Source organism: Clostridium subterminale (genome assembly GCF_039521425.1).
In the GTDB taxonomy this organism is placed as follows: Bacteria; Bacillota; Clostridia; order Clostridiales; family Clostridiaceae; genus Clostridium_J; species Clostridium_J subterminale.
In genome coordinates this window covers 301546-326477 of the sequence record NZ_BAAACI010000002.1, presented here as the reverse complement: position 1 = coordinate 326477, position 24932 = coordinate 301546, and the positions used below count along the sequence as shown (strand labels likewise).

27 protein-coding genes and 2 tRNA genes are annotated in these 24932 nt (G+C 28.9%); 25 read left to right on the top strand and 4 right to left on the bottom strand.

Annotated features, from left to right (window positions below; all coding sequences use genetic code 11):
• Positions 1-79: 79 nt before the first annotated feature.
• Both ABDZ93_RS07450 and ABDZ93_RS07445 read left to right on the top strand, forming a co-directional pair.
• Positions 80-155, top strand: a tRNA-Phe gene (locus ABDZ93_RS07450).
• Positions 156-159: 4 nt separating this feature from the next.
• Positions 160-233: transfer RNA gene (locus ABDZ93_RS07445), tRNA-Cys, on the top strand.
• Positions 234-362: 129 nt separating this feature from the next.
• Here the strand turns inward: ABDZ93_RS07445 and ABDZ93_RS07440 are convergent.
• The gene (locus tag ABDZ93_RS07440; protein WP_343825121.1) at positions 363-1523 is read right to left on the bottom strand and encodes a zinc-binding metallopeptidase family protein; all 1161 of its coding nucleotides are present in this window, start codon (positions 1521-1523) and stop codon (positions 363-365) included.
• 471 nt (positions 1524-1994) lie between these two features.
• Here ABDZ93_RS07440 and ABDZ93_RS07435 point away from each other — a divergent pair, with 471 nt between their 5' ends.
• The 8 genes from ABDZ93_RS07435 to ABDZ93_RS07400 all read left to right on the top strand — a co-directional run bounded on the left by ABDZ93_RS07435 (position 1995) and on the right by ABDZ93_RS07400 (position 7702).
• Positions 1995-2201 (top strand): sigma factor G inhibitor Gin, encoded by a 207-nt coding sequence (locus ABDZ93_RS07435; RefSeq protein WP_343825119.1) that lies wholly within the window; start codon positions 1995-1997, stop codon positions 2199-2201.
• Positions 2183-3619 carry an aminotransferase class I/II-fold pyridoxal phosphate-dependent enzyme gene (locus tag ABDZ93_RS07430; RefSeq protein ID WP_343825117.1) on the top strand — a complete coding sequence of 479 codons (1437 nt, stop codon included), beginning with the start codon at positions 2183-2185 and terminating at the stop codon, positions 3617-3619. Before ABDZ93_RS07435 ends, ABDZ93_RS07430 begins: the two co-directional genes overlap by 19 nt.
• A gap of 151 nt (positions 3620-3770) precedes the next feature.
• Entirely contained in the window at positions 3771-4397 is a 627-nt protein-coding gene (tmk, locus tag ABDZ93_RS07425) for a dTMP kinase (RefSeq protein ID WP_343825115.1), read from the top strand.
• A 20-nt stretch (positions 4398-4417) separates the two neighbouring features.
• Positions 4418-4747, top strand: a complete 330-nt coding sequence (locus ABDZ93_RS07420; protein ID WP_035130781.1) for a cyclic-di-AMP receptor — start codon at positions 4418-4420, stop codon at positions 4745-4747.
• Positions 4748-4823: 76 nt separating this feature from the next.
• A complete protein-coding gene (locus ABDZ93_RS07415) occupies positions 4824-5753 on the top strand; it encodes a DNA polymerase III subunit delta' (RefSeq protein WP_343825112.1) in 930 nt (309 codons plus the stop codon).
• Positions 5754-5755: 2 nt separating this feature from the next.
• The gene (locus ABDZ93_RS07410) at positions 5756-6664 is read left to right on the top strand and encodes a PSP1 domain-containing protein (RefSeq protein ID WP_343825110.1); all 909 of its coding nucleotides are present in this window, start codon (positions 5756-5758) and stop codon (positions 6662-6664) included.
• Between the two features lie 10 nt (positions 6665-6674).
• A complete protein-coding gene (locus ABDZ93_RS07405; RefSeq protein WP_343825108.1) occupies positions 6675-6878 on the top strand; it encodes a ferredoxin in 204 nt (67 codons plus the stop codon).
• Positions 6879-7018: 140 nt separating this feature from the next.
• Positions 7019-7702 carry a LysM peptidoglycan-binding domain-containing protein gene (locus ABDZ93_RS07400; RefSeq protein WP_343825106.1) on the top strand — a complete coding sequence of 228 codons (684 nt, stop codon included), beginning with the start codon at positions 7019-7021 and terminating at the stop codon, positions 7700-7702.
• A gap of 114 nt (positions 7703-7816) precedes the next feature.
• On the opposite strand, the gene ABDZ93_RS07395 is transcribed toward ABDZ93_RS07400, so the two are convergent.
• Positions 7817-8476: a type II toxin-antitoxin system VapC family toxin gene (locus ABDZ93_RS07395; protein ID WP_343825104.1), complete on the bottom strand. Its 660-nt coding sequence runs from the start codon at positions 8474-8476 to the stop codon at positions 7817-7819.
• A gap of 545 nt (positions 8477-9021) precedes the next feature.
• On the opposite strand from ABDZ93_RS07395, the gene ABDZ93_RS07390 reads away from it, so the two are divergent.
• The 3 genes from ABDZ93_RS07390 (at position 9022) to ABDZ93_RS07380 (ending at position 11945) form a co-directional block, all read left to right on the top strand.
• Entirely contained in the window at positions 9022-9768 is a 747-nt protein-coding gene (locus ABDZ93_RS07390) for a tRNA1(Val) (adenine(37)-N6)-methyltransferase (RefSeq protein WP_343825102.1), read from the top strand.
• 28 nt (positions 9769-9796) lie between these two features.
• Positions 9797-10639 (top strand): 16S rRNA (cytidine(1402)-2'-O)-methyltransferase, encoded by an 843-nt coding sequence (gene rsmI, locus ABDZ93_RS07385; protein ID WP_343825100.1) that lies wholly within the window; start codon positions 9797-9799, stop codon positions 10637-10639.
• A 184-nt stretch (positions 10640-10823) separates the two neighbouring features.
• Entirely contained in the window at positions 10824-11945 is a 1122-nt protein-coding gene (locus tag ABDZ93_RS07380) for a C40 family peptidase (RefSeq protein ID WP_343825098.1), read from the top strand.
• Positions 11946-12160: 215 nt separating this feature from the next.
• Here ABDZ93_RS07380 and ABDZ93_RS07375 read toward each other — a convergent pair whose 3' ends face one another.
• Positions 12161-12406, bottom strand: coding sequence for an AbrB/MazE/SpoVT family DNA-binding domain-containing protein (locus ABDZ93_RS07375; protein WP_343825097.1), 246 nt, complete (start codon positions 12404-12406; stop codon positions 12161-12163).
• Positions 12407-13195: 789 nt separating this feature from the next.
• On the opposite strand from ABDZ93_RS07375, the gene ABDZ93_RS07370 reads away from it, so the two are divergent.
• From ABDZ93_RS07370 to ABDZ93_RS07315, 12 genes are all read left to right on the top strand, one after another.
• Positions 13196-13759 (top strand): DUF1836 domain-containing protein, encoded by a 564-nt coding sequence (locus tag ABDZ93_RS07370; RefSeq protein WP_425544761.1) that lies wholly within the window; start codon positions 13196-13198, stop codon positions 13757-13759.
• 81 nt (positions 13760-13840) lie between these two features.
• Complete coding sequence (locus ABDZ93_RS07365) at positions 13841-14737, top strand: HD domain-containing protein (RefSeq protein ID WP_343825093.1); 897 nt, start codon at positions 13841-13843, stop codon at positions 14735-14737.
• Between the two features lie 117 nt (positions 14738-14854).
• On the top strand, positions 14855-16345 hold the full coding sequence (locus ABDZ93_RS07360) for a methyl-accepting chemotaxis protein (RefSeq protein ID WP_343825091.1): 1491 nt from the start codon (positions 14855-14857) through the stop codon (positions 16343-16345).
• An 848-nt stretch (positions 16346-17193) separates the two neighbouring features.
• On the top strand, positions 17194-18117 hold the full coding sequence (gene pyrB / locus ABDZ93_RS07355; RefSeq protein WP_343825089.1) for an aspartate carbamoyltransferase: 924 nt from the start codon (positions 17194-17196) through the stop codon (positions 18115-18117).
• Positions 18118-18138: 21 nt separating this feature from the next.
• Positions 18139-18573, top strand: a complete 435-nt coding sequence (locus tag ABDZ93_RS07350) for an aspartate carbamoyltransferase regulatory subunit (RefSeq protein WP_343825087.1) — start codon at positions 18139-18141, stop codon at positions 18571-18573.
• Positions 18574-18595: 22 nt separating this feature from the next.
• Complete coding sequence (locus tag ABDZ93_RS07345; protein ID WP_343825085.1) at positions 18596-19783, top strand: dihydroorotase; 1188 nt, start codon at positions 18596-18598, stop codon at positions 19781-19783.
• Between the two features lie 19 nt (positions 19784-19802).
• The gene (gene pyrF / locus ABDZ93_RS07340; protein ID WP_343825083.1) at positions 19803-20678 is read left to right on the top strand and encodes an orotidine-5'-phosphate decarboxylase; all 876 of its coding nucleotides are present in this window, start codon (positions 19803-19805) and stop codon (positions 20676-20678) included.
• Between the two features lie 74 nt (positions 20679-20752).
• Positions 20753-21496: a dihydroorotate dehydrogenase electron transfer subunit gene (locus ABDZ93_RS07335; RefSeq protein WP_343825081.1), complete on the top strand. Its 744-nt coding sequence runs from the start codon at positions 20753-20755 to the stop codon at positions 21494-21496.
• A gap of 10 nt (positions 21497-21506) precedes the next feature.
• Complete coding sequence (locus ABDZ93_RS07330; protein ID WP_343825079.1) at positions 21507-22403, top strand: dihydroorotate dehydrogenase; 897 nt, start codon at positions 21507-21509, stop codon at positions 22401-22403.
• A gap of 12 nt (positions 22404-22415) precedes the next feature.
• Positions 22416-22988 (top strand): orotate phosphoribosyltransferase, encoded by a 573-nt coding sequence (gene pyrE, locus ABDZ93_RS07325; protein ID WP_343825077.1) that lies wholly within the window; start codon positions 22416-22418, stop codon positions 22986-22988.
• A gap of 177 nt (positions 22989-23165) precedes the next feature.
• A complete protein-coding gene (locus tag ABDZ93_RS07320; protein WP_343825076.1) occupies positions 23166-23387 on the top strand; it encodes a hypothetical protein in 222 nt (73 codons plus the stop codon).
• A gap of 122 nt (positions 23388-23509) precedes the next feature.
• A complete protein-coding gene (locus ABDZ93_RS07315) occupies positions 23510-23998 on the top strand; it encodes a YhcN/YlaJ family sporulation lipoprotein (protein ID WP_343825074.1) in 489 nt (162 codons plus the stop codon).
• Between the two features lie 75 nt (positions 23999-24073).
• Here the strand turns inward: ABDZ93_RS07315 and ispF are convergent, their stop codons facing one another.
• Positions 24074-24547 (bottom strand): 2-C-methyl-D-erythritol 2,4-cyclodiphosphate synthase, encoded by a 474-nt coding sequence (gene ispF, locus ABDZ93_RS07310; RefSeq protein ID WP_343825072.1) that lies wholly within the window; start codon positions 24545-24547, stop codon positions 24074-24076.
• Positions 24548-24932 lie beyond the last annotated feature (385 nt).

The window sequence follows — 24932 nt, the reverse complement described above, 5'->3', positions numbered from 1 at the left end:
ACGAAGGTTAAGCATCAAGAGGCCGATAGTACTGCATGGGAAGCTGTGTGGGAGGGTAGGTTGTTGCCAGGTCAGGTGTGGCTCGATAGCTCAGTCGGTAGAGCAGAGGACTGAAAATCCTCGTGTCGCTGGTTCGATTCCTGCTCGAGCCACCAGTTTGGCGCCATAGCCAAGTGGTAAGGCAGAGGCCTGCAAAGCCTTTATCCCCAGTTCAAATCTGGGTGGCGCCTCCAAAGAGACTTGTAATCATATTGTTTACAAGTCTTTTTACTTTGTGCATTAAAGTATAATATATAGTTATTGGACTTAAAAAAGCAAATTATTATGTATAGTATAGTACATAGTAATTTGCTTTTTGTATATTATAAATTTTTAGAAATATTTTCACAAAGAGAGGTAGTGCTTTCATAGATTAAATCTTTACGCTCAATTAAATCTAGAGCAGTTAAACTTAAGGCTTCAATAGCTTTCCATATATTATATTGAGCATATTCTGTTAATGTTAAATCCATAAACTCTTTTGAAGGGCAGGGAATTGATGGATCATTTACTATTGATATAGATGGATATATGGTAGGTGTAGTATGGCTTACGGTACCAATGCCTAAAGGATATAGCATTTTTTTGCCATAATTCATTTCAATTAATCCACTTTCTTTTAAGTTGCTTTCAAACAACTTATTTATTATTTTATTATCTAAAAGTTCTTTACATGGAAGCTCAATTAATTTAATTGAGCAATTTATATTTATAATATCCTCTATGCATTTAATGTAGTTTCTTATAGTTTCTTCGATTTTATAGCATAACTTATGATTTTTTGATTTAATCTCAAATTTAACCTTAGCGGATGAAGGATATTCAATTAATGCATTATCACAGGTAAGATTTAAATGATCCATATAACATTCTTTTGAGATATTTTTAACTAGCTCGTTTATAAAGTGTACTGTGTGTAAGCATACATCTAATGAACTTTGGTTAGCGTTATCATTAGAAATAAGTAAATTATTATAATCAAGCTGTAAGGTTGTGCATGCTTGTGAAGTATTATTAATAGATGTAATGTTATCTACATGTGGAGCAAAAATTACACTACAATTTTCAAATACATTCTCTTTTGTCATTACAATCTCTGATCCATTAGAATATTTTCCTGGACATCCAATTACTACGATAGAACCTCCTATTTTATCAATGATGGAGGATAGACCTATAGCAGCACCTAAAGACATAGTAGCATTGGCATTGTTACCAAAAACATGACCATCATCACTTCCGCTACTATATTTACATATAAAGCATATCTCTGGATGATTGTCTCCAATTCTTGCACGAAAGGCAGTTGGGATATCTATAAAGTTTTTTTCAATATTAAAATTATATTTTTCTAAAAGTTTTATAATGTAATCTGATGATTTATATTCATTAAAACAACTTTCACTATTTTCATATAAAAATTTATTAATATCTAGGATTTCAGATTTTATAGTAGATAAAAAACTTAGAATGTTTTGTTTCAATTATAACCCTCCCTACAATGTTATAGATATTAATACTATCAATATCTATGGCTTTATATAATTAGTATGTGCACATATCCTTATATTATCCTGTAACAAATCTATAGATAAATGGTATCTTAATAGTATCAAGACTTTTAATAAGTTTTTCATTAAAAGTAATCATGAATACAAGAAAATTAGACAATTTATGTAGATAAATAGACATATGAGTTTATTAATTTATTAACAGTATACTTGATGCTATTTAAAGTAGAAAAAGTATGAATTATAAGATGAAATTTTTTTTTTGGACAAAATAAAAAAAAGAATTTCATGAATAAAATATATTATAAGGGGCGATAATTAAGACAGTCTTAACATGGAGTAAAACTTAGTAGAATTATTCTATATTAACTAAGTTAACTTATTCAAAGACAATATAATAATAGACTAACAAGCTCTGTTGGATAAATTTTGAGGGGGAAAAATATGAATAAGGAATGTATTATATGCAGAAAGCCTCTAGATAATGGTATACTTATATATGGACGAAGAATTTGTGAGAACTGTGAAAGAAGATTATTAACAATAGAAACTAGTACAGATTTCTATGAGTTTTATAAGAACTGTATTAAAAAGAATCTAGTTCAACTTATACCAAGAGGAGTGAGTGATAAGTGCCAAGATTACCAATAGTAGATGCACTATTGAAATACAAAGAAGAAAAAAATAACTATTTTGCTATGCCAGGGCATAAAATGGGAAAAGCATATGAAGGTACAAAAGAAGGAAAAATTTTATTAGATAATTTCATTAAATTTGATGTTACTGAAGTAGAAGGTTTAGATAATCTTCATAATCCTACAGGCATAATAAAAGAAGGACAAGAACAACTTGCTAACTACTATGAAAGTAAAAAATCTTACTTCTTAGTTAATGGAAGTACATCAGGAAATATGATTATGATATTTGCTTCATTTAAAGAAGGCGATAAAATAATCGTAGAAAGAAACTGCCATAGGTCAGTATTCAATAGTATAATATTACGTAAGTTAAAACCGATATATATTATGAATGAAGTAAGTGAAAAATATGATGCTCCTTTTTCTATTAATAAGAAGCATCTATTTAAATTAATAAAGGAAAATCAAGATGCTAAGGGAATATTATTAACATACCCTAATTATTATGGCATATGTACAGAGTTAGAAGAAATAGTGAAAGAGGCCAAGAAATATAATATGAAGGTATTAGTAGATTGTGCTCATGGAGCACATTTTGGAGTTATAGATGAATTGCCTGAAAATCCACTTAAACTAGGTTGTGATATGGTTGTTCATAGTGCTCACAAAACATTACCAAGCTTAACACAAACATCATTTTTACACGTGAACTGTGATGAACTTTTAGATGAGGTTAACTTTTATGCGAGTGTATTTTTGACAACTAGTCCTTCATATGTATTTCTTGCCAGTATGGATTATAGTAGATATTATTTGCAAAAGTATGGAAGTAAGGATTACAGTATATTAATTAATCTATGTGAGGAATACAGAGAAAAAATAAATAACATTGGTTTTTATCATATAATAGATGAGCATGATATAATTAAGAAGGACACATCTATTAGAAAGAAAGTATATATAGATAAGACTAGATATATTATAAATGTACCTAAGGGATTTAGTGGGCATCTATTATTAGACTATTTGAAGGAAAATAAAATACAATGTGAAATGAGTGACTCAAGAAATGTAGTACTAATCTTTGCTACTTCAAACACTAGAGATGATTTTGATAAACTTTATAGAGCACTTAAAGAGTGTAATAAGGATATTTTAATAAATCGATATGTAAAGCCTAAGGAGTATGGAATTCCATTAATGGAGAAATTACCTTGGGAAACTCTAAATATGAAAAAATTTGAGTGTAGCATTAAAGATTCTATAAATAAAGTGTGCGGACAAGCTGTTGTTCCATATCCACCAGGAGTACCACTAATAATGCCAGGAGAGGTTATTACAAAAGATATTATTGATATAATAGGATATTATATAGATAATAATATTACGTTATTAGGAGTTAAAGAAAAGAACTTAATTATAATAAAGTAGGATAAACAGGGTTCTTAGCTTCTTCGAAGCTTAGAAATCGTTATCCAGGGACGTAGTAGCTCTTTACTCCCACTTTGAAAAAGGTGGGGTATTAGAGCTGGTAGTCATCGGATAAAAACTATAGGAAAAGATAAGTTTGGAGGTAAGTTGTTTGAATAAAGGGTTATTAATAGCATTAGAAGGTCCAGATGGTAGTGGAAAATCTACACAAATAGAATTATTGGAGAAATATTTTGTGGATAAAGGCGTTGAAGTTATAAGAACAAGAGAGCCTGGAGGGACTAAAATTAGTGAAAAAATTAGAGAGGTAATTTTAGATAATGCTAACCAAGAAATGGATAACATGTGTGAAGCTTTACTATATGCAGCGGCAAGAGCTCAACTTATAAAAGAGGTAATAAAGCCTGCAATTGCTGGGGGTAAAGTAGTCTTATGCGATAGATTTGTATATTCATCTATAGTTTATCAAGGAATTGCTAGAGATTTAGGAATAAACACAGTGAAATCTATAAATGATTGTGCATTAGGAGGACTTGAAGCAGATTTAGTATTTATGATAAGTATTCCATATGAAAAAGGACTTGAAAGAAAGAAAAGTCAGAGGGAATTAGATAGACTTGAGAACGTTGGTATGAATTTTCATAAAAAAGTTTTTGAAGGATATTCAAAAATTAGTAGTATTTATGATAAAATAGAATTAATAAATGGAGATGACTCTATAGAAAATATTCATAGGGACATAGTAAATAGAGTTGAATCCTATATAAAGCATAAATAAATATTTAGGAGGGGTATTATATGAAATTAATAATTGCTATAGTTCAAGATGACGATGCTATGGATTTAATCGATATCTTAACAGAGAATGGCTTAAGAGTTACAAAGCTTGCAACTACAGGTGGATTTTTAAAAGCTGGTAATACTACATTAATGATAGGTGTAGAGGTAGAGAAAGTTGATACTGTTTTAGGATATATAGAAGAAATCTGCAAAGTTAGAAAACAACTTATATCATCACCTTCTCCGGTTGCTGGATCTACAGGAGTATATGTTCCGTATCCTGTAGAGGTAAATATAGGTGGTGCTACTATATTTGTTGTTGATGTAGATAAGTTTTTAAGAGTATAATATATTTAAGTAAAATAATGTACAATAGGTTAAACTTATTGTACATTATTTATTATATAGGAAGGAGCAAATGAGTATGATAGGTCATGAAAATATAAAAAATAGCTTAATTGAAGCAATTAATAATAATAAATTTACTCATGCTCATATATTAGTTGGAGAGAAAGGTATAGGAAAAAGTGTTTTAGCTAAATTTATAGCATCAAAGCTTTTAGAAATAGATATAATAAGAGAACATGTAGATATAATTAATTGGTCTTTAGATAAGGGAAAAGCATCCATAGGAGTAAATACTATTAGGAATATTATAGAGGAATGTAATAAGAAACCTTTTCAGGGAGATAAAAAGGTTATTATTATAGACAATGGTGATAAAATTACATTCCAAGCACAAAATGCATTTTTAAAGACTATAGAAGAACCACCTGCCAATGTTTATATATTTATACTGTGTGAAGAATTAGAAGGTATGTTGGATACAATTAAATCTAGGTGTAGTATACATAAATTAAAGCCACTATCAAATGAAGAGATGATTTTATTTCTTAAGAATAGATATACAGAAATTGAAGAAAATAAGTTATTAGTAGCTATTTCTTTTGCAAAAGGAATACCAGGAAAAGCAGAGAGTTTAATAGAAAGTGAAGATTTTAGTCTAATAAGAAATACAATTTTTGAGCTTATATATAAAATTAAGGATAAAGATTATGAAACATCTTTATTGTATGAAAAGTTTTTTAATGACTATAGAAATATGGAAGAGGAAATTTTAGATGTAATTATAACCATAATAAGAGATATAATTATTTATAAAGAAGTTGGAGATGAAGAGCTTATAATAAATATTGATAAAATATCAGATATTAAAGATTTAGTTAATATATTTTCATTAAGCAAATTAAATGGTATGATTAAAGTTGTAGATGATACAAGAAAAACTTTAAAAAATAATGTAAACTCGTCATTGGCATTTATAACGATGGTTCTGAGAATGCAGGAGGTTTAAATATGATAACAGTAATAGGAGTAAGATTTAAAAAGGCCGGTAAGATATATTATTTTAATCCTGGTGATTTAGATATAAAAAAGGGTGACTTTGTAGTTGTTGAAACTGCAAGAGGAATTGAGTTTGGTGAGTGTGTAGTTGGCATGAAGGAACTCAGAGAAGGTGAAATAGTAGCTCCTTTAAAGAATGTAATAAGGAAAGCTTTAGAGGAAGATATAAATGCAAATAAAACAAATAAAGAAAAGGAAGAAGAAGCTTTTAAGGTATGTCTTGAGAAAATAAAGGCTCATGATTTAACTATGAAGCTTATAGATGTAGAATATACTTTTGACAATAATAAAGTAATATTCTATTTTACAGCAGATGGTAGAGTAGATTTCAGGGAATTAGTTAAGGATCTGGCATCAATTTTCAGAACTAGAATAGAATTAAGACAAATTGGAGTTAGGGATGAAGCTAAGATGACTGGAGGTCTTGGACCTTGTGGAAGAAGTTTATGCTGCTCTACATTTTTAGGTGAATTTGCCCCAGTGTCAATAAAAATGGCAAAGGAACAAAACCTATCTTTAAACCCGACTAAAATATCGGGTATATGTGGAAGACTTATGTGCTGCTTAAATTATGAGCAAGAAACATATGAAGGGATAAGAAAAAGATTGCCTAAGGTGGGTTCTATAGTAGATACATGCTATGGAAAAGGTGAAGTAGTTTCTAATAGTGTAGTTAAAGAGGCTGTAAAAGTAAAAGTAAACCTAAAAGATGGTGAAGATGATATTAAAGTAGTTAGTATAAATGATTTAACACTAATATCTGGTAGCTATGAAGATATTATTAATGAAATTGACTTAAAGGAATTAGAAAACCAAGTTGAAGACTCTACACTAATTAAAGAGCTATTTAAAGAAAATTAGGAGGAAGGATATGAAGACTACACTTAAAATTTGTGATATGGTTACAAGTAAAGATGTTACAAGAGTTAAGAATGCCATATCCGCAAATGAAGGGGTCATAGCCTGTGGAATACACAAGACTAAAAAAGAAGTAGAAATTGTTTATGACAATTATTTTATAAGTATAGATGATATAATTGAATCCATAGAGAATAGTGGTTACACAGTTATATAATTACTTAGAATCCTTGTAGATATAAAAGCTACAAGGATTTTTTTGCGTAAAAATAAAAAAATTAATATAAACATGTATATTTTACATAAATATGTTAATTATTTAAATATTAGTCATTAAAACATAGAGAGGTGTTAATTATGAAATTTAAAAAACAAATAATAATAGCTATAAGTTGTGCAATTGTTTTAGGTGGAATATTTTTTTCTGTAAGCTATATAGGAAATAAGGGTCAAAGCAAAGAAACTAAAAACAATACAGCTACAACCACTGACTCAAAGAAGAACGAAGCTATAAATGAAAATAAAGAAAATACTGATAGCACAAAGGATAATGACAAAACTTCACAAGAACAAGAAGATAAGGACAAAACAACAGAAGATAAAAAAGATACAGGTATGGAAGAAGTAAAAGAAGGATACTATACAGTAAAATCTAATGATACACTTTATAGTATAGCTAGAACCTACATGCCAAACTCTGACCCAAATGAAGTAGTAGCAGAGATATTAACAAGAAATAATATGAGTAAAGACGATATTATTTCAACAGGACAAAAACTTATTATTTCTTATGAAACTTCATTAGTAACAGGGGAAAAAACATCAGATAAAAAATCAGAAGAGGTAGCTTCAGCTAATGCTGGAGGACATACTGATCACACTAAATATGTTGTTAAATCAGGAGATACATTATTTAGAATATCTAAGGAATATCTATCTGGCATGGATATAATGAAGGGAATTGAGCTAATAAAATCACATAATAACTTAAGTGAGGATACAATAAAAGTTGAAGATACTCTATGTATACCTAATAAATAATTTATATAAATAAGTTAGATTTAGATTAAGTATATATCTAAATTGATATAGTATCTTATAAAGTAGTTTAGGATTTTATGAGAAAAAATATAGCCATGTAGAAACACTACATGGTTATATTTTTAATATTTTAACATAATCACAATTGGCATAGACAAAATCATTATCTAGAGTTAATAGATATTTTATATTATGACAAATACAAGTAGCTATATGAGTAGCATCATTTATAGATAATAGGTTTTTAACCATTATTTCTTTGGTTTTACTCATGCAGGACTTATTTATCTCAACATATTCATATTTAACGGTATTTTCAAGTTGATTGTGCATAGTCACAGCAGTCTTATAATAAACACTTAGAAGATCTCTTTTAGAACTATTTTTAGACAGGTTATCAAAATATTTTTTATAGGGAATTTCCCTTAGTTTATCTATACGTTTATCCTTTATAATTTTTCTGTCATATTTACTAAAGGAGGATATAATTTGTTTTATATTTGTTTGAGAATTAAAGGCACTTTCTTTATCGATTTTGTGACGTATATCTATCATAAATATTTTGTACATAATTTGATTTAAAACTTCAGCAGAGATTATGTTTGTAACTAAAAGTTTGCACTGGTTATTGATTAATATTCTGAAGACCTCTATACACTCAGTATGTTTTACATCATCATCATAAACTAAACTTAGTAAAAATGATGCATCTAACAATATAGAAGTACTTGATTGAAAATTTACTGATGAAAAAGGATAAAATAATATTTCCATAATGCAAACCTTTCTTAATTGATTATACTGAATGATTATTGTATTATATTAAATTAAACTATTAGTTATTACTGCTACTTAAGTAATAAGTTAAATATAATTGTATATTTCTATTGATATTGGTAATAATATAAACAGAGTTCTTAGCTTCTATGAAGCTTAGAAAGCATTATCCAGGGATGTAGCAGCTCTTTACTCCAGCTTTGAAGAAGATGTGCGTATTAGAGCTGGTAGTCATCGGATAAATGACAAATTAAATCATAAATATAAACCCTAAATGCAATATGTTTTATTTAGTATATATTATTTATAAAATGCTATAAAAAACATATTGCATCCCCCTATATTATAGTATATAAAAATAAAAAGGTTTCCCCTTGATGGTTAGAAATTTATAACTAATCAGGGGGATTTTGTAATTTTTAAAATATATTTTTGGATAATTAGTAGATATTTTATTGAAATCATGGATAAGATGAAAAACATAGCAACTTATTATATAATAAGATATGTGTAATTTGGGTAGTAGAAAGGAATTTTATATTATGAGTCTAATAAAAATAGATGAAACATTAGATGACCTACAGTTAAAGGGTATTCATATCATACAAAAAAAAGAGGGATTTAGATTTGGAATTGATGCAGTTCTTTTAGCTAATTTTGTTAAGGTAAAAAGAAATTCAACTATTATTGATTTGTGTAGTGGAACGGGGATAATTCCATTTATAATTAAAGGTAAGAGTCAATGTGGAGCAATAAGTGGTGTAGAGATACAAGGAGAATTTGCGGAGATGGCAAGTAGAACTGCTCAGTATAATAATTTTAGTGAAGAGATTAAGTTTATAGAAGGTGATTTAAAAGATAAGGAACTTTTAAAATCATTAGGTAGAGTAGATATAGTTACTGTAAATCCACCATATAAGTTATATAGCTCTGGAATACTCAATGAGAATGATAAAAGTGCAATTGCTAGACATGAGGTGTGTTGTACATTAGAAGATGTTATAATAGCAGCTAGAGCGTTATTAAAGGATAATGGTAAGTTTTTCATGGTCCATAGACCGGATAGAATAGTAGATATATTTACGCTTATGAGAAAATATAAAATAGAACCAAAGAGAATAAGATTTGTTCATCCTAAGCCAGGAAAGGCACCTAATATATTATTAGTAGAAGGACAAAGAGATGGAGGGGCATTCTTAAAAATAGAAGATCCACTATATGTACATATACAGGATGATTCTTATTCAGACGAGATTAAAGAAATGTATAATTCACAATGGTTAGATTAAAAAGACAAAAAAGAAGAGGTGAGTAAAAGTGAGTGGTAAATTATATTTAATTCCTACTCCAATAGGGAATCTAAAAGATATAACTCTTAGGGCGCTTGAAACTTTGAAAAGTGTAGATATAATTGCATGTGAAGATACAAGACAGAGTTTAAAGCTTTTAAATCATTTTAACATAAGAAAAACTTTGATAAGTTATCATAAACATAATGAAAATGGGAAAAGTGAGGACATAATAAAAAGATTAATGGAAGGCCAAAATGTAGCAATAATAAGTGATGCAGGTACTCCAGGCATTTCAGATCCAGGTGCTATTATAGTCAAAAAATGTATTGAAGAAAATATAGAATTTGAAGTGTACCCTGGAGCAACAGCAATTACTACTGCTCTAGTTTATTCTGGATTAAATACAGATAAATTTTTATTTGTAGGATTTTTATCTAGAGAGAATAAGGAGAGAAGAGAGATTATAGAGGGGTTAGCAGATAGGCAAGAAACTTTAATATTTTATGAAGCACCACATAGATTAGAATCGACTTTAAGCTTCATAAAAGATAACTTAGGTAATAGAAACATTGCAATATGTAAGGAGCTTACAAAGCTCCATGAAACTATATTAAGAGGTACATTAGAAGAGTGTATAGAGCATTATAAAGAAAATAAACCTAAAGGTGAATATGTATTAGTGTTAGAAGGAAAAAGTAAGACTGAGATTATGAAAGAAATGAAGTCTAAGTGGGAAGATATGAGCATTGAGGAGCATATAAAAGAGTGCATAAATCAAGGATTAAATAAAAAAGAAGCAATAAAAAAAGTTGCAAAGGAAAGAAACTTACATAAATCAGAGGTATATAAGTTTGGAATTGATATATAGACAAAGGATTGTTAAAAAATTTTTTAATCTAGAAGGAATATGATAATCTATATTGAATATATTTACTGTATATCTATTAAAAAATAGATGGTTGTCTCATTTTTTTCCTAAATCACTTGAGATAACAATCATTATAGTGTTATAATGATAAATGAGATTTATAAATGAGGGGGAGGGAATTTTTTTGAATAAGAAGAGTATATCATTAGTACTTGCTTTAGCATTGTCTATTTCTTGTGTTGGAACTAGTGCATTTGCAGATCCAAACAGTGATAGGTCAACATATGAGCAAAAGTTGGAAGAAAACAAAAACAACTATAAAAGTGCTCAAGAGCAAGTTGATGAGATAGAAGCTTCAATACAATCAGTAAATTCTCAGATGGAAGATATATCTATAGATATAGAAGAGTTGAATGCTGAAATTCTTGAAGCAGAAGGCAAAATTAAAGAGAGCAACAAGAAGGTACAAGCTACTGAAAGTGATATAAAAGTACAAAATGAATTATTTAGTACGAGAATGAGAACAATGTACATTAATGGTATGGGTAGTTATGCTGAGGCGCTTTTAAACTCAAAGAGTGCATCAGATTTTATGTCTACACTAAAATACGTAAATATAATGATAAACTCTGATAAAGAAATTGTTAGTAGTTTAAATGATAAGAAAGAAACTCTTGTAAAAGAGAAAAAAGTAGTTGAAGATGAAAAAGTAAAGCTAGATGCATTACAAGAAGAAAATAATACAAAATTAGCTCAATTAGAAGAGAAAAGATCAGAACATAAAAATGCTTTAGCTAAAGCAGAAGCTAATAGAGACTTATTTGATGCAGCTGTGAAAGAAAATGAAGCTCAATTAGAAGAGACTAAGAGACAAATAAGTCAGTATGTTAATAATGGTACTAGTACTAATAGACCTAGTAGAGGAGGCAGTGGTGATTCAAGTGTAGTAGCACCTCCAAATGCTTCAGGAAGTTCCATTGTTGGTTATGCATATAAATTTTTAGGGGTTCCATACCAATGGGGTGGAAATGGCCCTAATACCTTTGACTGTTCAGGTTTAACTAAATATGTTTACGCTGCTTGTGGAATAAGTCTTCCTAGAGTAGCTCAAGATCAAATGAATGCAGGAACACCAGTTTCTCAACCTGAACCTGGAGATTTAGTGTTCTTTGGCTCAGGTGGCGAGATATATCATGTTGGTATATACGTTGGTAACAATAGTTATCTTCATGCCCCTCAAGACAATGAAGTTGTAAAGATATCTCCTATGACTAGAGGAGATTATGCTGGAGCAAGAAGATATTAATTTATTCAAATAAGATCAGTGATTTAATTGCTGATCTTTTATTTTAGGGAGAGTAGATAGGTTTGTGTAAAAGCAAATTTACCTACTCTCTTTTGTATAATGAGTTGAGTAAGTTAGAATAATATAGTTTAATATTATTATCATATAAAACCTATATTATATATACGATTTGAATAATAAAAACGTTACTTATTTCTAAGTAACGTTTTTATTATTTATTGTTGATTTTTTAATTCATTTAGACATTTTTGGCAGATGTTTTTAGATTTATAATTAACCACATCACGAGCATCTCCACAGAAGATACATGCAGGTTCATATTTCTTTAATATAACTTGATCACCATCTACGTATATTTCAAGTGCATCCTTAACGTCGATATCTAAAGTCCTTCTCAATTCTACTGGGATAACTATTCTCCCTAACTCGTCTACTTTTCTTACAACACCAGTTGATTTCATAATAAATTCCTCCTATATTTTTGATTATGTAACCAAATAAAATTAGTTAACAGATATTATATTTAATACCATATAATAACTATAATACAAGAAAAATCACAAGTCAATAAAAAATGATAAAAAAAATAATTTTATTACATTATATGCCATTAATATGTTATCTATTATAGTAATATTAATCACATAATAAGGAAAAGATGAATAATTTAACTTATAATTTAATATTTTAACATAAGAATGCTGCTTTTTAAAACTATTTTATTTAGTTTCCGAACTAATTCTACAAAAAATATCAATATTTGAAGGAAGTATGGTGATATAATTCAGTGTTTTATACAGAAAATAAAAAATATTATGCACAACCTATCTGTGGATAATGTGGATAATATATAAAAGAGATAAAAATTAGTGGAATTATAGGATTTAACATGTGTATATTAATTAACAATTAATGTTGATATTATCTAAGATAATATGTTAATAATATGTGATTATTGTTAATAATATAAATATGTGTTCTATATATGAAGGAATTATAAATATGGGTTTCATAATACTTGAATAAATAATTCGACTTTTATTTTATAAATATTTGTAAATGTAGAGATTATCTTTTATAATTATTATGAAGTAGTGTACAAAAATTTACATTGTGGTATATTTAATAAGTATTAAAATTAATGACTATGATAAATATTGAAAATGTTATTAAAGCGAGGGATGAAAATGAATGACAAAGAAAGGGATAATGGCGCTATATTTCAAGATATAGTATCTAAATTTTCAGAAATGATAGATGAGAATATTGAAAAAAGTATAATACAATACGATGAATTACCTCAATATGATCTGTTTTTATCACAAGTTAAAGATTATCTTAATGATAAGTTTCAGCATGATAATTTTACTAATAGTATACTTCAAAATTATATAAAAAGTGAAGTTATTTCTAAACCAGAGGATGGTAAAAAAAGAGGTTATACTAAACTGCATTTAGTTCAATTAGTTCTATTAGGATATATGAGACCTGTTTTGACAACAGATGAAATAAGGAGTGTTTTTAGATTAGCTTTTAATGATATAAATAATAGAGAAGATGATATTCTTTCATGGGAAGATTCTTTTAAATTATTTAGTGATTTACAGAAAAAGAGTATGGACATGTCTTTTATTGGAGAAGAGCAGTATTTAGAAAAAATATTTAAAAAGCATTTGGAAAAGTATGAATTTAACAATGAAGATAAAGAAAGAATAATAATGTTTTTATTAGTTATGAGTTTAGTAGCTCATGCAAGTAATATAAAAAAACTAGTTACTACATTGGTAAAAGAATTTGAAGATAAATATAAGTAAAAAATATTATAAAAATTAAAGAATAAAAATATCTTCTTATGAAAAGATACATATTAGATGACTTTATAGGGAGATGAAGATATGAAATCAATTTACTTGACTCAAGCAGTTAATAGTAGGAATAATGATTTAGTAGAATTATTACTTATGATAAAGGATAAAAGTATACATAAAGATGAAATAACATATACGCTAGGAGATATTACGGGAGAACTAAGCTTTAAAAGTAAATATGATTGTAATAATATGTTGAATATAGGTGATGTAGTAAGCGTTAGTATAAAAGATAGTAATATAGTAAAACTAAATTTATCAAAATCTAGTTATAGTTTAAATGATTTTATGAACAGTGTTAAAAGAGATATAAAATCTATATTAGATGAATTAGAAGAAATGACAACTCGACAATTTAAATGTGAAGAGGTTATGTCTTTAGATAAATATTTTTTTGGTAACAAGGACTTTATTAATGTGTTTTCTCAGGCAATTGGAGGCTTAGAGCACCATACATATATAGGTGGACTTGCAGAACACACCCTTAATGTAACCTATTGGGCAAGGAAGCTTTCATATAGGTATAATTGCAGATATAAGGAAATGGCTATATTAGCAGCGAAACTTCATGATATTGGGAAAATTTATGAGTATTCGTCAATTGGAACTTTCAAACCAACTAATAGAGGCGAAATGGAAGGGCATATAGTTATAGGTATAACTATGATAGAAGAAGCCTTTAAAAATGATCATGGACTTTATAGTGAAGACTTTAAAAATCGGATTAAAGGATGTATTGTTCAGCACCATGGAAAACCGGAGTATGGATCTCCTAAAGGTCCTAATACTGAAGAGGCTTTTATAGTGCATTATGCAGATTATATTGATGCTACTATGAATAAGGTATCAAAAGTAAAAGATAAAACAATACATGATACATGGTCGGAATATGAAAAAAAGATAGAATCTAAATTATTTATATAAAACCATAAAGCAAATTAATTAGGTAATTTGTTTTATGGTCCTATTTTTAAAATTTATATTAAGACATACATATAATGGTACGATAATTCAATCGAGTAAAAATATGGGGGTATTATAATGGGTAAAGGTGAATTTGAAGAAACGCAAAGAGAACATGTTGAAAAAGTTAATAAATTAATGCTGATTGTGTTTTTGAGTGTCATGTTTGTCACAGTTACAGGTTCAATTCTACAAGTATATAATGGGGATAGAGAAATTACATTTGCAATATATAACATATTAGTAGCATCAATCGCTTATGTAATAGCTATATACTTATATATAAAAAATCCATCAAATAATATAATGAGGTGGATTATGGCTATAGGATTCTTATTGGTAGATACATATATATTACTTACGTCATCATGTGCATCTGCTTTTGCAGCTGGATTTGCTTTTATATTAAGTTTAGTTTTATATTTAGATATAAAACTAATAACTACTGTTGGCGGAATAAACTTAATATCTATACTAGTATATGCATATATGCAGGTAAAGTTAGGAAATGGTGCTGAATTAAGTGGAATTTTAGGTTCTACTATAATGTTTTTACCAACACTTGTAATAGTTACAAGGTTTATATCTAAAATGAATAAGGATATAAATAAAAATGTAGAAGAACTAAGCGAAAGTAGCGAGATACAACAAAATATGTTAATAGACTTATCCAGTGTATATAATGTAGTCAAAGAAAAGTCTAATGAACTTAGACAAATTGTTTCTTTAATAGGGCAAAGTACAGAAATTGTGAATTCGTCTATAGGAGAAATAGCAATAGGTGCAACTAATACTAGTAAAGAAATTGAGAGCCAGACTAATTTAGTAAATAATATAAAGCATGAAATAACAGAGACTAAAGAGGTAACTACTATTGTTAAACAATCCTCTGAAGAAGCTGATGAGGTAATAGACAATGGACTAAAAATTGTTCATAAATTATCTGAAAAAAGTGAATATATTATGAATAAGAATAAAAAAGTTAGTGACATTATGAAGGAATTAGCTCAAAAGTCATCTAACATTGCTCAAATAACTAATGTTATATCATCTATTTCGGAGCAAACTAACCTTCTAGCATTAAATGCTGCCATTGAAGCAGCTAGAGTAGGTGAAAGTGGAAAAGGATTTGCTGTGGTGGCAGATGAAATAAAGAAATTAGCAGCCGAGAGTAAAAATAATTCCCTAGAAATAGGAAATATATTAAAGTCTCTAGAAGAAGATACCAACATATCGGTTTTAGAGGTAGAAGAATTAGTTGACGCTAATGATGAACAACAACAATTAGTTAAAGATACCAATAAAGCATTTTCAACTATTCAGAAAAATGTATCTACAGTGAAAGAGAAAATGGTAGGTGTAGTTTCTAAGGTATCTGTAATTTTAGATAGCGGTGAAAAAATTCATGATAATATTACAAATTTATCAGGTATAGCCCAAGAAACCATGGCAAGCTCAGAAGAGACTTCAACCATATCCCATGAAAATTTAAATAATTCTAAGGAACTAGAAAATATAGCGGAAGTGTTAAATAATTCAATAGAGGAAATAAGTAAGTACTTCAAATAAAATATTAAAAAAATAATGCACTCTTTATTTTAAAGAGTGCATTATTTTTAAATATTTTAGCTACAAGAGCTTTCACCTATAGCTTTAGATATTACTCTAAAAGTTTTTCCGAAGAATGTTTTTTTGTAAGTAACAATACAATCTTCAAAAATATACTCTTCATCTTTATTAACTGCAAAAGTTATTCCATCAACAGTTTCTACAATATCATCTGATTTTTGTTCATCCAGAACAACACTTAGGTTAGGGCCACCTCAACCAAAACCAGCAATAGCTAGTCTAACAACAGATTTAGCTTGCTTGTTTAAATTTTCCAAAAGGGCATCTTTAGTTTCGTTATCAAAAGTTATTTTCATTTTAATATCCTCCTTATAATCTGCTTTTATTTAGTATACCATGCGGTTTTACATTTATCCTGATAAATATTTGATAAGCTTGGTATTTACTTCTTAAGATAAAATTTATAATATATTGTATAATTTATATTACAGTATTTAAATAAAAAAATATGTGATTAAATCACATAAATAAGGCTGATTTTATAAAATTAAGGTATTATAATAAACTGTATTGACATTGCAGTTTATTTAAAGTAAAATAAAAACAATAAAAGTTAATAGAGAATCCTTTTAAAAACAGTACAGAGATGCTGGCAAGGGAAGAGAATATTTTGGTATGAATACATTTGTAATATGATAAAATTTACAATGTTAATATATTCATATACAAAGTTGTATTTACAGATATTTATAGCTTTCCTTGTTGAGGAAAGCTTTTTTTATTGAATTTTATAAGTAAATCTTAATACCTTTAAATTATCCCAGAGAGGCTAAAAAGGAGTGTTTTATATGTTAAAAGGAAGAAATTTAATCGAACCAATGGACCTTACTTTAGAAGAATTAGACGAAATATTTGACCTAGCAGATGAAATAATAAAAGATCCAAGAAAATTTATACATGCTTGTGATGGGTACTTGCTTACTACATTATTTTATGAGCCAAGTACTAGAACCAGATTTAGTTTTGAAGCTGCTATGAATAGATTAGGCGGAAGCGTAATCGGATTTTCAGAACCAAATGCTAGTTCAGTAGCTAAGGGAGAAAGTATTGCAGATACCATAAGAACTGTTGCATGCTATGCAGACATTGCTGTAATGAGACATCCTAAAGAAGGAGCACCACAGGTTGCAGCACAATATAGCGATATTCCCGTAGTAAATGCAGGGGATGGTGGACACCAACATCCAACTCAAACCTTAACTGATTTACTAACCATAAGAACCCTAAAGGGAAGACTAAATAATTTAACAATAGGTTGTTGTGGAGATTTAAAATTTGGAAGAACAGTACATTCGTTAATAAAAGCTTTAAGTAGATATGAAAACAACAAGTTCGTACTAATTTCACCTGAAGAATTAGAAATACCAGAGTATATAAAGAAAGAAGTCCTTAAAAAGAAAAACATAGAGTTCAAGCAAGTTAGAACTATGGAAGAAGCTATGAAGGAAATAGATATTTTATATATGACAAGGGTACAAAGAGAAAGATTTTTTAATGAAGAAGACTATATAAAACTTAAAGATACTTATATATTAGATAATGAGAAAATGAGCCTTGCAAAAGAAGATATGATAGTACTTCACCCATTACCAAGAGTAAATGAAATAGCATATGAAGTAGATAGTGACAATAGAGCTGTTTACTTTAAGCAAGCTAAGTATGGAATGTATGTGAGAATGGCATTAATACTAAAATTATTAGGAATTTACTAAGGGATATAAGGAGGAAGTAATATGTTAACTATAAACAGTATAAAAAACGGATTAGTAATAGATCATATAAAAGCTGGAGAAGGAATAAAAATATTTAACTTCTTAAATTTGGATAAAGCGGATTTCACTGTAGCACTTATAATGAATGCTAATAGTGATAAGTGTGGAAAGAAAGATATAATAAAAGTAGAAACTAGAATAGATATTGATTTTGAAATATTAGGAGTAATAGATCCTAATATAACTATAGATATAATTGAAAATGAGGAAATTAAGGAAAAAATCAAGCTTACACTTCCTGAAAAAGTTGAAAATGTTATAAAGTGCAAGAATCCTAGATGTGTCACATCTATAGAGCCTAACATAAATCACATACATTATTTAGTGGATGAAGAAACAAAGGAATATAGATGTCATTATTGTGATGATTTACAAAAGGTAACTTCATTATATTAATAGATAGGATTGGAGAATACTTATGGAAATTTGCATAAAGAATGGTACAGTAGTTGACTGGAGTGGAACCTTTGTAGGAGATGTCTATATAAAGGACGGAGTAATTTGTGAGCTAGGAAGAAATCTCATAAAGGATTGTAAAACTATAGATGCAACAGGAAAGATAGTAATGCCTGGCTTTGTAGATTTACATGTGCATTTTAGGGATCCGGGACTTACACATAAGGAAGATATACAATCAGGTTCTCATGCTGCAGCTAAAGGTGGATATGTAATGGTAAACCTTATGGCAAATACAAATCCAGTATGTAGCGATATGGATACAGTTAATTATGTTATAAATAGGGGTAAGGAAGTAGGACTAATAGATATCAATCAAGTTATATCTATAACTAATGAGTTTAGTGGAAATGACATAAGCCATCTAGATAAATTAAAAAAAGGTGATATTAAAGTAATATCAGAAGATGGAAAAGATGTTATGCACAGCGAAATCATGTTAAATGCTATGATTAAGGCTAAAGAGAAGGATATAACCGTTATGTGTCATTGCGAGAATCATAATTTATCTAATATAGATATGAGACTAGCGGAAAATACTATGACTTGGAGAAATATAACTTTAGCAAAACATGCAGGATGTAAAGTTCATTTTGCCCATGTAAGTACTAAAGAATCTATGGAATATATAATTAAAGCAAAGCAAAAGGGTCATAAAGTTACTTGTGAAGTATCTCCCCATCATATAGCTTTAACAAATGACCTGGAATATAGGGTGAATCCACCTCTTAGAGAAAAGGAAGATATAGAATATTTAATCCATGCTATAAAAGATGGATATGTGGATAGCATTGCTACAGATCATGCACCTCATACTGAAGAAGATAAGAGAAAGGGAGCTCCAGGAATCTCAGGAATAGAGACGGCCTTTGGAGTTTCTTATACAAAGCTTGTAAAGTCAGGTCACATGGATTTAAGTAAACTAAGTGAAGTTATGAGCAAGAGACCTAGTGAAATACTAGGAGTTAATAAGGGTCAAATTGATATAGATTATGATGGAGACTTAGTAATACTAGACTTAGAAAAAGAATATGAGATACGTAAAGAAGAATTCTTATCAAAAGGAAAAAATACTCCATTTAATGGGATGAAAGTATATGGAGAAGTGTTAACTACCATAAAAGGTGGGAAGGTTGTTTATAGAAAATAATAAAGTGAGGAAGTGCCATATGATTATAGACAGACTATTTGAGACAATTGCAGAAAAGGGACATGTATGTGTGGGACTAGACACAGATATATCATATATACCAGAAAGTTTTATTAAAAAATTCGAAAATATAGGAGATGCAATTTTTGAGTTTAATAAAGCTATAATAGATGAAACTATAGATCACGTAGCTTGCTATAAACCACAGATAGCATATTATGAAGCTTATGGATTAGAAGGACTAAGAGCATATTCAAATACTTTAAAATATATAAAGAAAAGAGGAGCAATATCTATAGGAGATATAAAAAGAGGAGATATTGCGAAAACAGCTGAGATGTATGCTAAAGCACACTTTGCAGGAGAGTTTGAAGCTGATTTTATAACTCTAAGTCCATATATGGGATTAGATAGTATAGAGCCATACTTACCGTATATTGAAAATAATGAAAAGGGAGTTTTTGTGCTGATAAGAACTTCAAACAAGGGAAGCAAGGATATTCAATATATAGAAACTAAGGGTGGTAGAAAAGTATTTAATGTAGTAGGAGAAACTATAAATAGTTTAGGTAAAGATTATATGGGTAAATATGGATATAGTTCTATAGGTGGAGTTATAGGATGTACTCATGTAGATGAAGGTATAGAAATAAGAAATGCCTTAGATAGTACATTCTTCTTAATACCGGGATATGGTGCTCAAGGTGGAAAAGCAGAAGATGTAGCCCTTTATCTTAAGGATGGAAATGGAGGCGTTGTTAACTCTTCAAGAGGTATAATGCTTGCATACAAAGGAAAGGCAGACGGTGAAGAAAATTTCGCTAAATATGCAAAGGAAGAAGTTATTAGAATGAAAAATGAAATTTTAACAGCTATAGAAAATTTAAAGAAATAAACTATAAATACAGTTAATGCCATACAACTTTATTGTATGGCATTATATTAGAATAAGTTATTAGGAGCAGTAGAATGAAAAAAGATAATTATGAATATAAAGTGTGTAAGGTAATAGAAAATAAAGAAGTTGCTAAAGGGATATTTAAATTATCTATAGAGGGAGAGTTTCAAGGAAACCCTGGACAGTTTTATATGCTAAGATCTTGGGAAAAGGAACCTATATTATGGAGACCTATTAGCATTCATAATATAACATCAAATTCTATAGAATTCTTATATCAGCTAGTTGGAGAAGGGACAAAGCTATTAAGTAATCTTATACCAGGACAAGATGTTAAGGTTATGGGTCCACTAGGAAATGGCTTTGATTTAGAAGATATAAAAGGAAAGGTTGCAGTAGTATCAGGTGGTATTGGAGTAGCTCCTATGAGATACCTAGTAGATAGTATAAAGAATTCCGAAGTTCATGTATTTGCTGGGTTCAGAGATGAAGTTTATGGGGTAGAAGAAATAAATGCGTTAGATGTATCAGTAAAGGTGTCTACAGAAGATGGTAGTGTTGGACATAAAGGGTATGTAACAGAGCTATTTAATCCTAAAGATTATGACTTAGTTTTATGCTGCGGCCCAGAGATTATGATGTATAGAGTAATTAATATGTGCAAGGAAGTAGGTACAAAGATATATATATCAGAAGAAAAGAAGATGGCTTGTGGAATAGGAGCTTGTCTTGTATGTACATGTAAAACTGTTAATGGAAATAAAAGAACATGTAAAGATGGTCCAGTATTTAATGGATTAGATTTAGAGTTTTAAAGGAGAAGTTATGCTTAAGGTAAATATTTGTGATAAAGAATTCAAGAATCCAATAATGACGGCATCAGGTACCTTTGGATTTGGGGATGAGTACAGTAAGTTTTATGACATAGCTGAACTTGGAGGAATCTGTAGTAAGGGTTTAACATTAAATGAAAGACAAGGTAATGATGGAATAAGAATTAAGGAAACCACAGGTGGAATGCTTAATAGTGTAGGACTTCAAAATCCAGGAGTAGATAAGTTTATAAAAGATGAACTTCCAAAGATGAAGGAATATAACACTAATATAATAGCCAATGTTGGTGGAGCTACAGTAGAAGAATATATAAGTATAATTGAAAAGTTAAATCAAGTTGATGTAGACATCATAGAGCTTAACATTTCATGCCCAAATGTAAAACATGGTGGTATGGCTCTAGGAATAAAATCAAAGGTTGCCTATGAGGCAGTAAAGGAAGTAAAAAGGATATGCAAAAAACCTTTAATGGTAAAGTTATCTCCTAACGCTGAAAATATAGTAGAAATGGCATTAAGTTGCGAAGAAGCTGGAGCAGATGCACTATCATTAATAAATACTTTTCAAGGAATGTCTATAGATTATAAAAAAAGAAAAGCTGTATTTGATAATACATATGCTGGATTCTCTGGGCCAGCAGTAAAGCCTATGGCCCTAAGGATGGTCCATCAAGTATGTAGGGTGTGTAAAGTACCTGTAGTTGGTCTTGGAGGTATTACTAATTGGGAAGATGCTATAGAGTTTATAATGGCTGGTGCTACAGGAATTCAAATAGGAACAGCTAACTTTATAAATCCTTTTGCTCCAATAGAAATTATAAAGGGGATAGAGAAATTTTTAGTAAAAGAAAATATTAAGGATATTAGTGAAATTAGAGGAATAGTATAGGAGGAAAATATTATGGAAAATAAAGTTGTAGATATATTAGTTCAGTGTGAGGCATTATTAGAAGGACATTTCTTACTATCATCAGGTAAACATAGTAATAGATACTGTCAGTGTGCAAAACTACTACAGTACCCAGATAAGGCAGCACAGGTGTTAGAGTCAGTTACAAATCAAGTTAAAGATTTAGATATAGATATGTTAGTAGGTCCTGCTATGGGAGGAATAATAGTTGCTTATGAGTTAGCAAGACAACTAGGAAAGCCAGGTATATTTACTGAAAGAAAAGACGGTGTAATGACATTAACAAGAGGTTTTGAAATTAAGCCAGGACAAAGAGTTTTAATTACAGAAGACGTAGTTACAACAGGAAAATCTACTATGGAAGTTGTAGAAGTACTAAAGGGGTTAGGTGCAGAAGTTCTAGGTGTATGTTGTATAGTTGATAGAAGAGTTGAAAATTGTGCATTAAATCTTCCAGTTTATAGTGCATGCAAGTTAGAAATAGAGAGCTTCGATAAGGAAGAATGTCCACTATGTAAAAAGGATATACCTTATGTAAAACCAGGTAGCAGAAATATTAAATAATTAAACAAATTAGACTAGAATTCACCTTACTTATAGATTTTATATAGTGAGGTGAATTTTTTATAGAAAATCTTGAAAATAAATTTTATATTATAACTGATAATTATAGTCATAAATTATACAATAGGATAATATTATATATCATTAATTAACAACTGGTGTAAGGAGAAAGCAAATATGATTAATGATGTTCCTAGTATTATATATGATAAAAATAAAAATCCCATTAGAGTTATAAAGTCAACAAGAATATTCTTTAAGGAGTACGGAAGAGTTGGATATGTATTTCATGTTGAGAGTGAGGAAAGAATAACTAGTATAAGTGAATTTGACTTAGTTGAAAGCAATGGAAATTTTGTTATTACAAAAGAGATATTTGAGAACTTAGATACGGTATAAGAGATATAGATATGATTTAGAATAGGAATATACTTATAAGCCAAACTATATATAGTTATTTATTATGAATTCTATAGAGTATAGAAACTAAATTAATATAATTATATATAGGAGGATATAAGATGAAAGGAAAAATAAATGATATATTGTTATTTGTTGTAGTATTATTAATTATAGTAACAGTAGTACTTATGGGGTGTAATAGTGATAGTAAGAAAAGTGATACTGTTGGAGCTGGCCCTACTATAGAAGATATGAGGGATGAACCTATAGCTAAAGAACAGGAAATTAGAAATGCTATATCCACCTGCGAGAAAATTATGGCAAAGGTTGAAGAAATTCCAGAAATAAAATCTTCTGTAACCTTTATAAACCATGAATCTGTATTAGTTGCATTAAAGCTAAATGAAAACTATAATAATATATCACCTGAATTGCGGATGAAAGTTGAGAAAATAGTGAAGGATATTTATTCTAATGCTAGAACCATAGCCATAAGTGATGATGAATATGTATATGAGTCAGTATCTAAATTGTTGAAGTCTTTTAAGGAGAATAAGCCATTTGAAGAATTTAAGAAGGATTTAGAAGAGATTCTAGAGAGTATGTAATAAATGTTTTAAAAAGTCCAAGGTTGAATTTTAATACCTTGGACTTATATTTTTTCATATACCTTATTGTATAAGTTAAATTTTACTTATTAAGCATATAGATTGAGAGGAAATTCCTTCTTCAATGCCAGTAAAACCAAGACCTTCTTCAGTAGTAGCTTTAACATTAATTTGTTCTATAGAAATGCTTAATGCTTCACTAATATTTTTTCTCATAGATGTAATATAAGGAGCCATTTTAGGACGCTGAGCAATTATTGTTGCATCTATGTTATCTATTTTATAATTATTCTTAATTAATAAGACTCTAACTTCATTAAGAAGTTTAACACTCGAAATACCTTTAAATTTAACATCAGTATCTGGAAAGTGTTTTCCTATATCACCAAGTGCTGCAGCACCTAGTAAACTATCCATAATTGCATGAATTAAAACATCAGCATCTGAATGACCTAAAAGTCCAAGGGTATGTGGAATTTTTACTCCACCAATAATTAAATCTCTACCGGGAACTAACTTATGTACATCATATCCTAAACCAACTCGCATATATAAACCTCCAATGATTAATAAATCATATATTAAATTAATATGTTAAACTAAGTTTAACACATTTTAATTATTATTATCTATTAGAAAGACAAAATATTTAAGTATGTAAACAACCAAACTCCTTAGTAATGTTGTCTAAATAAAAAAGTTATAAACAAGTTATTCACATAACTGTTGATAATGTTGATAACATTTCATATACTTATAAGGGATATACGGAGCTTAAAGAGGAAATTATAGAGAAATAAGATGAAAATGTGTATATTAACATTAAATTCACTAAGTTATAAACAGGATACCTGTGGATAATGTTGATAATATGGACAAGTTAATAATTTATATGGTATAAATGTTCTCATTTGAATTGTCGACAAATTTTTAT